Below are 11,860 nucleotides of genomic sequence, written 5' to 3'. Positions count from 1 at the left end.
AATCAAATAAACGCGCGATTATATATGAAAATTCAGTTGCTTGAATGTTTTTCAGACGGCCGTTGACGGAAATTAACCAAAGGCCGTCTGAAAATGCTATTTCGGCGTATAACGTCCCGCCATGGCTTTATACACCATATTTTCGTATTTTAAGGCTTCATAGCGTTGGTTCAGCAGGTTTTGAGCCGAGCTGTATTCCGAATTCAAAGCCTCCAGCCAGTCTTTCAGTTCGTTTTTACCGTGTTGGTAGCGTACTTGATAGTAATGGCTGTTTTTCTTGTCCAACTGATAACGCTGTTCTTGATTGGCAAGGCTGGCCTGCGCGTTTTTGTAGGCAAGGTAGTTGGTGTTGACCTCGTTGAGCGCGGTGGTCAGGGCTTTTTCAAAATTCAGCTTGGCACTGTCCATCTCCGCCTGTACGGTTTTGTCTTTCCATTTCATGGTCTGCCAATTAAGAAAAGGCAGATTGATGGTGGCCGAACCGCCCAACATGGGGATATTGAACGTACTTTTCGCTTTATCGGAAGACGTACTCAAACTTGCGCCTAAAGTAATCGACGGATACCAACTGCGTTTTTGCGCATTGACCGATTGTTGCGACGCTTGAAGGCGGTATTCGGCGGCGCGCAGGTCGGGGCGGTTGGCTAAAACGGTAATCGGTACATCCAAGTTCACGCCTTTGACTGGCAGTAGGCGGAATTGTGCCGGATCGGCGGCCATGTTTTCAGACGGCCTTAAATTCAACAAATTACGCAAAACCTGTTTTTGCGTATCCAAATTGTTTTGCAAAGACAACAGGCTGTTTTCCGCACTCAGTAATGACTGTTTGGCTTGCGTCGGCTGGCTTGAATCGGCCCGGCCATAGCGGAACTTGGCATTCGCAATGCGGTTGATTTCCTGATATTGCTTTAACGATTTTTGCGCTAACTCGATGGCTTCGTTCAGGTAGGCGATATTGAAATACGCATCGGCAATATTATTAATCAAAGTCAGGCGTGTGTTGGCCATGTCTTCATGCGTGGCTTGGTATTCCCATACCTGCGCATCGGCAGTGGCACTGAGTTTGCGCCACAAATCCAATTCATAGCTCAAGCCAAGCTGGCTGCTGAAGGTATTGCCGTGGCTGCCGGTTTTCAGGTTTTTAGAAGCGTTCGCGCCCAACGAGCCGCTGAACGAAGGCACCAAATCCGCACCCAAAATATTGGCTTGATACAAAGCCTTGTTGACGCTGATGGCTGCCTGTTTCAAATCGACATTGTTCGCCAGCGCCTGCTCCATCAGCGCGTTGAGCTGCTGGCTTTGGTAGATTTCCCACCAGTTGCCGTTTACATCGTAGCGTTCGGCAGTTTCCGCCGCGCTCATGACTTGGCCGGTCGCTTCCAGCGTCAGATTCGGATTGGCTTTAGGTGCGGCGCACGCACTTAAGGCAAGGGCAACAGCCAAGGATAAGGCAGCTTGGGAAAAAGGTTTCGTCTTCATAAAAAATCTTTCGGGTAACAGCATTTCAGACGGCCCTAAAATAATAGGCCGTCTGAAACATAATCAATCCTGAGCCAGCGCATCAATCGGGTTAAGCTTGGAAGCTTTGTTGGCGGGCATAAAGCCGAACGCGACGCCGATGGCAGTAGAGCAGACAACTGCACCGATGACGGAAGTCATGGAAATGCTCATCGGGAAGTTAGTAACAAAGTAGTTGAATACCAGGCTGATGCTTGCGGACAACAATACGCCTGACAGGCCGCCGATGATACAGATTAAGACTGCCTCAATTAGGAACTGTTGCAAAATATTGTTGCGGCGTGCGCCGATTGCCATGCGGACGCCGATTTCTTTGGTGCGCTCGGTAACGGAAACCAGCATGATGTTCATCACGCCGATACCGCCGACCACCAAAGAGATGACCGCAATGGAAGAAATCAGCAGTGTCATGGTGCCGGTCGTGCTTTCAACCATTTCTTTGATGCTGTCGCTGTTGTTCATAAAGAAGTCTTCTGTACCGTGGCGTGCTTTCAGCAGCTCGGTCAGGCTTTTTTCGGCAACTTGCGTGTTGGCATCGTCTTTGATTTTGACAACGATGGAGTTGGTATAGCTCTCGCCGGTAATTTGGTGCATGACCGTTGTATACGGCGACCAAAGCATCAGCGAGTCGGAATTGCCGAATGAGTTGTCATCCTTTTTCATAATGCCGATGACGGTTAACGGGCGTTTTTTGAAAAGGATGGTTTTGCCTAAAGGATTGACACCTTCGCCGAAGAGTTTGGTTTTGGTGTTTTGGTCGATGACGACGACTTGGGCATCGGTTTTTACATCGTCATCATCAAACAGACGGCCTTCTTCCAATTTCAAACCGCGCACGTCGAAATATTGTTCGCCTACGCCGTAAAGTGAGGCGGTCAGGTCGGTGTTGCGGTAGGTTAAGGTGCCGCTGGAGTTGGTTTGAGGGGTGGCAGAGGCGACGTAGCTTTGTTGGCTGATGGCTTTTGCGTCATTAATCGTCAGTGTCTTGATTCGTCCGCTGCGGCGGTCGCCAAAACCACGGCCGGGGAAGATACTGATGGTGTTTGTGCCCATCGAGTTGATGTCTTCCAAGATTTTTTGTTGCGAGCCATTACCCAAGGCCACTACCGATACCACCGAGGCGATACCGATGATAATCCCCAGCATGGTCAGCAGCGAACGCATTTTGTGCGCCATAATCGCCTGCACAGACATTTTGAATGCTTCCATAAATTGATCGTAATAAAACGACCAGGAAGCTTTTTCTTTAATCCTCTCTACTTTGCTTGGCGGAATATCGGGATTTTTAGACGTATCCGAAATAATCTGACCGTCGCGGATTTCGATGACGCGGTTTGCGTTTGCCGCAATGCCCGGATCGTGGGTAACCATAATCACGGTATGCCCGTCTTCGTGCAGCTTGTGGATGATTTCCATCACATTTTTACCGCTGGCGGTATCCAATGCGCCGGTCGGCTCGTCGGCAAAGATAATTTCGCCGCCGTTCATCAACGCGCGGGCAATCGAAACGCGTTGTTGCTGACCGCCGGAAAGTTCGCTGGGTTTGTTGCCTTCTTTATTTTGCAAGCCCAAATCGCCCAACAGTTTTTCCGCACGTTCTGCGCGTTCTTTGCTGTCCATGCCCATATAGACGGCAGGCAGGGCAACGTTGTCTCGGGCGGTCAACGAGCTTAACAGGTTGTAACGCTGGAAAATAAAGCCGAAACGCTCACGGCGCAAAGCCGCCAGCTCATCCGGCTGCATTTGCGATGTTTCGATGCCGTCGATTTGATAAGAGCCGGAGGTGGCGGTATCCAGACAGCCCAAGATATTCATCAGCGTCGATTTGCCTGAGCCGGACTGTCCGATAATCGCTACAAAGTCGCCTTTCTCAATAGAAAGGCTGACATCTTTCAATACGTGTACACGGTTTTCACCGCTACCGAAAAAACGGTTAACATTCTTACATTCGATTAAACTCATAATCTTTCCGGGCGAAAAATAGAAATACAGGAACTAAGGCCGTCTGAAACACAGCCAAACCTTTCAGACGGCCTTAATCAATCAGCGAGGAGGGCCGCCACCCATCATCGCGCGTTCGCTGCTCTTATTCTTTTCATCTGCGCTCATTTCAGAAACGATCACTTTTTCGCCTTCTTTCAAGCCGCTTTTGATTTCGGTATTCATGCTGTCTTTCAAGCCGACGGTTACTTCGCGTTCTACCGCTTTATTGTCTGCGCCCAAAATGCTGACATAGGATTTGCCGTTATGTTTTTTCACGGTCAGCGTCGGTACCAGTAAAACATTCTTCACGCCGTTGATTTCGATCGTGTTTTGAGTGGTCATACCGATAGAAAGTTTGCCTTCGGGATTCGGTACAAGTGCGCGGGCATAGTAGTAAATCGCATTGGAAGTCGTGTCCGTGCTGCTGGTGTAGTTGCCCAAAGACATGGTGGTCAGGCCGGGGTCGACACTGTCTAATTTCGCTTTAATCGGGGTGTCCGGCTCGGACAAAATGGTGAACGAAATATCCTGACCGGCTTTAACTTTCGTGATGTCGCCCTCTGCAATCTGCATTTTGTTTAACATGGTTTCCAGATTTGCCAGCTGGATAATGGTCGGCGTAGATTGCGCCGCATTGACGGATTGGCCTTCTTCAACAGGAATGGCGACCACGGTGCCATCCATGGTGGCGGTAATCCGCGTGTGGCCCAGTTCGGATTCGGCCGTATTGATGGAGATTTTTGATTGTTTGATGGCGGCCTTCAGTTCGGCGACATTCGCTTTGGCTGCGGCTAAAGAGTCTTGTGCAGATTCCAAGTCTTCCTTGGAAGTTGCCTGTTCTTTCCATAAGGCAAGTTCGCGTTTATATTTTTTCTCCGCACTGGAAAGCGTGATTTCTGCAGAAACCAATTTTGCCTGATAGGTTTCCAGTTTGGATTTCTCGGTATTTAAGGTATTGATCTGATTGGTTGAGTCGATTTCTGCAATCAGATCGCCTTTTTTCACTTGTTGGCCCAGTTTCACATACAGTTTTTTAATCTGACCTGAAGCTTCTGCGCCCACGGATACCAAATTGGAAGGAGAGATTTCGCCGGTTGCCGACACGGTTTGACGGATATCGCCGCGTTTGACCACTTCTGTAATAAAAGAAGACTGAGGCTCAGGCTTCATCAAAGACCAGCCGCCGAAAGCCGCTGCTACCACAACAGCCGTACCGGCCGCCCACTTGAAAACTTTAGACATATAAAAGGAACCAATTCAATAAAATAACGTCGCAGACAAGCAACAAATGTATTGATAGAAACAAAAAACAACTGGATTTTACTGTAAAGACCAAGGCCAACCAAGAGACGGTCGGCTCAAATTGAAGTTTAACTTATTGAAATAAAAATAAAAGAATAAAAATATTTTTCAGAACTTGTACCTCGTTTACATAAATTCCCAAACTCCCTCCGAATCTGAACATTTAAGCCGCAAGAAAACGACTATAATATTCATGTCTTATTCCAATTATTAACGACACAAATAAAATGAAACACCAACAAGGCTTCACGCTTATCGAGCTGCTGATAGTCGTTTTGATTGCAGCCATTCTTGCTACCATCGCATATCCGTCTTATCAAAACTACATCCGCCAAACGCGTCTCGCATCCGTCCGCACACAGATGCTGCATAATGCCCAACAACTTGAACGCTACTATACTCAAAAAAGTACTTTTAAGGATTTTCCTGCCGAAAATTTGCAGCAAAATCAATATTTCGATATTAGTTTTTCCAAAGGTGCAGATCCTTCTGATTCAGGTTATATTTTGAAGGCTGTACCCAATAAAGAAACCAATGCCGATGAAACTTGTACTGTTTATTACAACGACAGCGGTATCATTTGGGCAAACAGCGATAAACAAAACTGCCCCGGTTATGAAACGCTCCCAGATGAGAAATAAACAAAGGCCGTCTGAATTTCAGACGGCCTTTTTGATGGTTTGGCTGCATAAGTACATTAGCTTATACAGGGCAAAGATTGGTAATCTCAACCCGATGTGAAGCCCAGCTTAGCCTTTGCGGCGTGGTTCGTCAGGGCGGATGCGGGAAGCCAGTTGGTCGAGGATGCCGTTGACGAATTTATGGCCATCGGTGCCGCCGAAAGTTTTGGTGACTTCGATGGCTTCGTTGATGATGACAGGGTAAGGGGTTTCAGGCATGGTGCTCAATTCGTGGCAGGCAACCAGCAAAACGGCGCGTTCGATAGGGCTGAGGTCTTTTTCGTCGCGGTCGAGCAGGGGGCTGATTTTTTCCATGTATTCTTCGGCATGGGTTTGTGCGCCGAAAAACAGTTTGTTGAACAGCTCTTCATCCATATTGGATGTTTGGGACAGTTCGTGGATGTTTTTGGCGATTTCGGGAGCGGCAGTTTTGTTGATGCCTGCTTGATAAATGGCTTGTACGGCAAGCTCGCGTGCGCGGCGGCGTGGGCTTTTCATGGGTATTCCTTGTGAAGAGAGAGCCGATGGTTATCGGCTGAATATTGAATGATTCAGACGGCCTCAATATCATGATTGAGAGGCCGTCTGAAAATATGCGGTATTCAATACGGGGAGAAGCTTATTCTTCGTCGTCTTCGTATTGTTCTGACAAAAGATGGTTGACCAAGTTGGCACATTCTACGGCAACTTTGGCAGCATCGGAGGCTTTTTCTTCGATGCGTGCAACGGCTTGTTCGTCGTTTTCAGTCGTCAGGATGGCGTTGGCGATAGGGATGTTGTAGTCAAGGGCAACGCGGCTGACACCTGCGCCGGACTCATTGGATACCAATTCAAAGTGGTAAGTTTCACCACGAATGACAATGCCGATAGCAATCAGGGCATCGAATTGTTCGGATGAAGCAAGGTTCATCAGCGCGATAGGCACTTCAAGCGCGCCGGGAACGGAGGCAAGCGTGATGTTGTCTTCGGATACACCCAATTCTTTTAAGGTGCGGCAGCAAACTTTGACCATTTCGCTGCCGATTTCGTTGGTAAAACGGGCTTGAACGATGCCGATGCGCAGGTTGGTGCCATCGAGGCGTGGTTCGATAATGTTCATGATGATTCCTTCAATATTTGTGAAATAGGGATTCGGCTCGGTTTCAGACGGCCTTGTTATAAAGAAGGCCGTCTGAAATGAAATTGGGATGGGTTATTCTTGCGGCTGCCAATCGGCAACGGCTTGGAACTCGCCGTCTTCGTTCAATTCCCACGCGCTGCCTTCTGCTTGAGTTAGCAGGGGCGCGATGTCGGGATTGTCTGCGGTAATGGCGGAGAGACTGACAATGCTGAAATTGTCGGGATTGTCGGTGTATTCGTCGGTTTCGTCGCCGCTGAAAATACGCCAGCCACTGTCGTTTTCAAATACGGGGGCTTCGCGGTAGAGGAAGCCGACGGGCTCGCCTTGTTCGGCAACGGTGTTGGTAACGATGCAGCGGTCGAGCGCTGCGGCCAATGCTTGGGCAAATTTGTTCATGGAGTTGACAAAGAGATGATTTGGCATGATTTTACACGATTCGCTGCTTTTCCGCACGGATGTGTGCAGGGGCGGTTTGATGGTACAATGTCGGTAAGTGCCGTCAGGTTTGAACATGACGGCTTTTGATTGTTTATCGGCTTGAGGGACGCAAGAAACAATGAGCCAAAATAAAAAAGTTGCCGGTGTAGCCTTTTTATTTTGTTTCACTGCGGATGAAGCGTGCTTTCCGGCTGTTTTTTTGAAAGTATGGAATGAAACCTGATTTGCTCAAACAGCAGGCGCATCGAGCGATTCAAAAGCGTCTGGGCTATGAGTTCCGCAATATGGAGCTGCTTCAGCAGGCTTTGACCCACCGCAGCTACAATGCCAAACACAATGAGCGTTTTGAATTTGTCGGTGATTCGATTTTGAACTATTCCGTGGCGCGGATGTTGTTTGACGCGTTTCCGAAATTGTCGGAAGGCGAGCTGTCGCGGATGCGCGCGGCTTTGGTAAATGAAGGCGTGTTGGCTGAAATCGCGTTGGAAATGAATGTCGGCGACGGTTTGTATTTGGGTGCCGGAGAGTTGAAAAGCGGCGGTTTCAGACGGCCTTCGATTTTGGCGGATGCGATGGAGGCGATGTTTGCGGCGGTCAGCTTTGATGCGGATTTTTCTGCGGCGGAAAAAGTGGTTCGCCATTTGTTTGCGGAACGCGTGAAGCGTGCGGATTTGAATATCGGCAAGAAAGACAGTAAAACCGCTTTGCAGGAAGCCTTGCAGGCACGCCGCTTTGCCCTGCCGAAATACCGAATCGAAGAGCAGGCGGAGCAGACGGCTGATGCGATGTTTGTGATTTCCTGTGATTTGGGCGAACTCGGTTTTATCTGCAATGCACGCGGCAGCAGTCGGAAAGTGGCCGAGCAAAAAGCGGCATGTGAAGCCTTGGAGTGGTTGGAACAGAAGTTTCCTTTGAAAAAAGCTAAAAAATAATATTTCAGACGGCCTTTGAGAAAATGCAAAGGCCGTCTGAAACAATCATGAAAGTCATATATAAATGGATATCGAAACCTTTTTGCAAAACGAGTCGCAACACCCGACGGATTATCGTTGCGGCTTTGTGGCCATCGTAGGTCGTCCTAATGTCGGCAAATCCACGCTGATGAACCATTTAATCGGTCAGAAAATCAGTATTACCAGTAAAAAAGCACAAACCACGCGCAACCGTGTAACAGGTATTTACACCGACGACACGGCGCAATTTGTGTTTGTCGATACGCCGGGTTTTCAAACCAATCACCGCAATGCCTTGAATGACCGTCTTAATCAAAACGTAACCGAAGCGCTGAGCGGCGTGGACGTGGTGGTTTTTGTGGTGGAAGCCATGCGCTTTACCGATGCCGACCGCGTGGTGTTGAAGCAATTACCTAAACATACGCCTGTGGTATTGGTGGTCAATAAAATCGATAAAGATAAAGCTAAAGACAAATTTGCGCTTGAGGCTTTTATCAATGAAGTGCGCCAAGAGTTTGAATTTGCTGCCAGTGAGGCAGTCAGCGCGAAACATGGCCTGCGTATTGCCAATCTGTTGGAACTGCTCAAGCCGTATCTGCCGGAAAGTATCCCGATGTATCCGGAAGATATGGTGACGGATAAATCCAGCCGATTCCTAGCGATGGAGATTGTGCGCGAAAAATTGTTCCGCTATTTGGGCGAAGAGTTGCCGTATGCGATGAATGTTGAAGTGGAGCAGTTTGAGGAAGAGGAAAGCGGACTGTTCCGCATTTATATCGCGGTGTTGGTCGATAAAGACAGCCAAAAGGCGATTTTGATTGGCAAGGGTGGGGAGAAATTGAAGAAAATTTCTACTGAAGCCCGCCTTGATATGGAAAAATTGTTTGATACCAAAATCTTTTTGAAGATTTGGGTGAAAGTGAAATCCGGTTGGGCAGACGATATTCGTTTTCTGCGCGAATTGGGGCTGTAATTTAATGTATTCAAACAAAAGGCCGTCTGAAAATTTACTAGACGGCCTTTGTTTTTTGTTTTTATTCTAAGCCAACAATTCTAGCCAGACGTTTGTACGATTTCTATCCGCTGCTTGGCGTTTGGTATGTTTCCGGAAAGTAGAGGTTTCTAGCAAGGTCGATCAATAATGGTGATTTGTATTGGTTGGCGTTACCCTACTGGAAACGGAAACTTGGTTGGCTACCAGCATTGGAACGTTTTTGCGCAAACGTTTTGCCCGAGCAAATTCCAAAACCTGATGGCTTTCCGCTGCAAAGCCGACGCAGAACGGTGGAGAAGGTAGGGCGGCAACGGATGCAAGAATATCCGGATTTTCCGCCAGTTCGATAACCGGGGGCTGATTGCCGTTTTTCTTCAGTTTCTCGTTGCTGCTGTTTTTGACTTTATAGTCTGCAACAGCTGCAACGGAAATAAAGACATCTTGTTCCGGAATATGGCGATGAACCGTCTGATACATGGCTTCTGCGCTGACAGCTTGTTCGGAATGAGCCAAGCCTGCTGGCAAGGCCGTCTGAATTTGACCGTAAATCAGCGTGACTTTCGCTCCGGCAGCACGGCACGCACGTGCTAAAGCCATGCCCATTTGTCCGCTGGAAATATTGGTAATGCCGCGGACAGGATCGATGGCTTCAAACGTTGCACCGGCTGTAATCAGAACTTTTTTGCCGCTCAGTAGCTTGGGTGTCCATAAATCCTCTAGCAAATCTGCCAGATCGACCGCTTCGACCATTCTGCCAGTGCCTGTTTCTCCGCAAGCCTGTTCACCACTGTTTGGGTAAAACACGGTAATGCCGTCTGAAACCAACTGCTCAATATTGCGCAGATTGGCAGGGTTGTTCCACATTTCGACATTCATTGCAGGAGCAACAGCCAAAGGGCATTTCCTGGCTGCTACCAAGTTGGTCAGTAGATTATCAGCCAATCCGTTGGCAATTTTGGCAATTGTATTGGCAGTTGCAGGTGCAATAAGAAATGCGTCAGCTTCACGCGTCAGGTTGATGTGTGCCATGCCATTATTGGAAGCACCTGAATAGGTATCCGATAAAACAGGATTGCCGGTTAAAGCTTGGAAAGTCAGCGGGGAGATAAATTCTGTCGCAGAATCTGTCATTACCACTGATACAGAATGTCCTTGCTTTTTCAGTAGTCTGACCAGTTCGCAAGATTTATATGCCGCAATACCGCCGGTAATGCCGAGGAGAATGTGTTTGCTCATAAATAATGGGTTCATGAAATGAGAGATATAGGAATCAAATCAAATTAGATTTGTTCGATGTTGATTCTGGCCAGTTTTGCTTTAATTGCATTGCCATATCTCTTCGGCAAGAACGCTGAAACCACCCCGTTTTTCACTTCAGTCACATAACTGCAGACTTTAAATTCAGGAACAACATTGAGCGAGTAGTCCGGATTGACCAAAGGCGAAGCACTGGAGTACAGCGTCCATCTTGCCAGACTGCCGTCTTCATAATCAGTCGTTGCATTAAAGCTGGTAACCCCTTCGCTGAAAGCGATTTGATAATTAGAGTAGAACTCGCCGGGAATTTCGTGTGCATTACAGAAATCAAATAATCTGTCATGTGCAAACAGATTCTGACGGATATAGGCCCACAATTCTTTTTCTAGAAAATCTTGGTCGGCAAAATGTCTGGAAGGATAGCCCTCGTCGACAAAGTTTTGAATCCTTTCCTGCATATCTGGGACTGCACCCGCTTTAGCCCCCCACATACCCGCAAGAATCAGGGCAGTATGCGAGCCTGAGTCGCGAATAGTGTGGAATAGGGTGCCACTTTTTATCCATTCGGATACGGCCGCTGCATCACGATAACAAATAATAGAATCTGCATCACGGAAAATAACGTATTCAACCTCGGGATCATTAATGGCAAGAAAACGCCACATTGTACCCGGCCAGTTGTCCAATGGAGCGCCAACTTTAATCACTTCTGCACCGTTATTTCTAAATCGTTGAATAGCTTCAGCCGATACAGAATCGTCAACATAAAAACGACATGTCCAACCGGGGAAAAGCACAGGCGCAAGCTGGGTATTCAAGACGGCAGGCTCAATATATTTGGAATTATTGCCAAATAAAGAAAAGGAGATAATCCGTTTGCCGTTTTTTGGAGCTGGTGTCGGAATGATTTCATGTTCTAGATCTAGGATGGCTTTGTCTTTTAGAACCAAAGCCTGATGACCGTAAAACCCGGTTTTTTCCCAATTATCTAGAGCGCCATAAGCATGCGCAAGTAAATCCAAAGCAGGAATATAGGTACTATCCAGCTCTAGCGTTTTCATTTCAGCCTCAATGGCTTTTTCCCATTTCAATTGCTTCAGATAGGCATAAGCAACTTTATGATGAAATTCGACAGATTGTGGATTGAGAAGGCAAAGAATCTCGGCACGTTTTAGAGCTTCCTCGTAATTTTCCTCTTCAATAAAAGAGTGATATGCTTGTTCAAATTTTTGTTGAATCTTTTCGTTACTCATAATAGGGACATTCTAAATTTATAATTGTTTTATTGGAGAAAGTAGAGATTGTAAGAGTAGATGGGACTAAAGCGCCAGTAATATAGAGATATAGAGTGTTTGAATGTGGCAAATAAGAGCAAAGCTGCAGGACTATTTATCTTTAGGGTATCTGTTCTATCGAACGATAAAATTCAATAAATTTTAAATTATTTAAATACAGATAGTTGTGAAAAATTTAATTTTTTTGAAATTGGGTGTTGACTGGTTTTGTTTGGGGGCGTATAGTTCGGTTCTTCGCTGCTGACGCGGTGAAGAAAACGAAGCAGACAGTATAACACAGTTGGTTAAAATTTTCGATAATTTTAGTTGACATTTGCTAA

At 47.1% G+C, this 11,860-nt stretch carries 10 protein-coding genes and 1 pseudogene; 3 read left to right on the top strand and 8 right to left on the bottom strand.

The features are described 5' to 3' along the window. Window positions 1-96: 96 nt before the first annotated feature. The 3 genes from TW89_RS02780 to TW89_RS02770 form a co-directional block, all read right to left on the bottom strand. Complete coding sequence (locus tag TW89_RS02780) at window positions 97-1,479, bottom strand: TolC family protein (protein ID WP_128580481.1); 1,383 nt, start codon at window positions 1,477-1,479, stop codon at window positions 97-99. A gap of 63 nt (window positions 1,480-1,542) precedes the next feature. After that, window positions 1,543-3,480, bottom strand: a complete 1,938-nt coding sequence (locus TW89_RS02775; RefSeq protein ID WP_128580480.1) for a MacB family efflux pump subunit — start codon at window positions 3,478-3,480, stop codon at window positions 1,543-1,545. A gap of 81 nt (window positions 3,481-3,561) precedes the next feature. After that, the gene (locus tag TW89_RS02770; RefSeq protein ID WP_128580479.1) at window positions 3,562-4,743 is read right to left on the bottom strand and encodes an efflux RND transporter periplasmic adaptor subunit; all 1,182 of its coding nucleotides are present in this window, start codon (window positions 4,741-4,743) and stop codon (window positions 3,562-3,564) included. A gap of 287 nt (window positions 4,744-5,030) precedes the next feature. Here TW89_RS02770 and TW89_RS02765 point away from each other — a divergent pair, with 287 nt between their 5' ends. Then, complete coding sequence (locus TW89_RS02765) at window positions 5,031-5,444, top strand: type IV pilin protein (RefSeq protein WP_128580478.1); 414 nt, start codon at window positions 5,031-5,033, stop codon at window positions 5,442-5,444. Window positions 5,445-5,552: 108 nt separating this feature from the next. Here TW89_RS02765 and nusB read toward each other — a convergent pair whose 3' ends face one another. From nusB to TW89_RS02750, 3 genes are all read right to left on the bottom strand, one after another. Then, window positions 5,553-5,981: a transcription antitermination factor NusB gene (gene nusB / locus TW89_RS02760; protein WP_049350952.1), complete on the bottom strand. Its 429-nt coding sequence runs from the start codon at window positions 5,979-5,981 to the stop codon at window positions 5,553-5,555. A gap of 121 nt (window positions 5,982-6,102) precedes the next feature. Further along, the gene (gene ribH, locus TW89_RS02755) at window positions 6,103-6,582 is read right to left on the bottom strand and encodes a 6,7-dimethyl-8-ribityllumazine synthase (RefSeq protein WP_128580477.1); all 480 of its coding nucleotides are present in this window, start codon (window positions 6,580-6,582) and stop codon (window positions 6,103-6,105) included. A 93-nt stretch (window positions 6,583-6,675) separates the two neighbouring features. Continuing rightward, the gene (locus TW89_RS02750; protein ID WP_003748560.1) at window positions 6,676-6,999 is read right to left on the bottom strand and encodes a DUF2185 domain-containing protein; all 324 of its coding nucleotides are present in this window, start codon (window positions 6,997-6,999) and stop codon (window positions 6,676-6,678) included. Between the two features lie 254 nt (window positions 7,000-7,253). Between TW89_RS02750 and rnc the strand changes: the two genes are divergently transcribed. Beyond that, window positions 7,254-7,973 (top strand): ribonuclease III, encoded by a 720-nt coding sequence (gene rnc, locus TW89_RS02745; protein ID WP_003683027.1) that lies wholly within the window; start codon window positions 7,254-7,256, stop codon window positions 7,971-7,973. 64 nt (window positions 7,974-8,037) lie between these two features. Continuing rightward, the gene (gene era / locus TW89_RS02740) at window positions 8,038-8,967 is read left to right on the top strand and encodes a GTPase Era (protein WP_128580476.1); all 930 of its coding nucleotides are present in this window, start codon (window positions 8,038-8,040) and stop codon (window positions 8,965-8,967) included. Window positions 8,968-9,033: 66 nt separating this feature from the next. Here the strand turns inward: era and coaBC are convergent. Both coaBC and TW89_RS02730 read right to left on the bottom strand, forming a co-directional pair. Next, a pseudogene (gene coaBC, locus TW89_RS02735) lies at window positions 9,034-10,224 on the bottom strand (bifunctional phosphopantothenoylcysteine decarboxylase/phosphopantothenate--cysteine ligase CoaBC). Window positions 10,225-10,268: 44 nt separating this feature from the next. Continuing rightward, entirely contained in the window at window positions 10,269-11,498 is a 1,230-nt protein-coding gene (locus TW89_RS02730; protein WP_128580475.1) for a tetratricopeptide repeat protein, read from the bottom strand. Between the last annotated feature and the right edge of the window lie 362 nt (window positions 11,499-11,860).

This window comes from Neisseria flavescens, assembly GCF_001618065.1.
Classification (GTDB): Bacteria; Pseudomonadota; Gammaproteobacteria; order Burkholderiales; family Neisseriaceae; genus Neisseria; species Neisseria flavescens_A.
The sequence above is the reverse complement of the archived record's forward strand: the minus strand, read 5'-3'. Positions and strand labels throughout refer to the sequence as shown.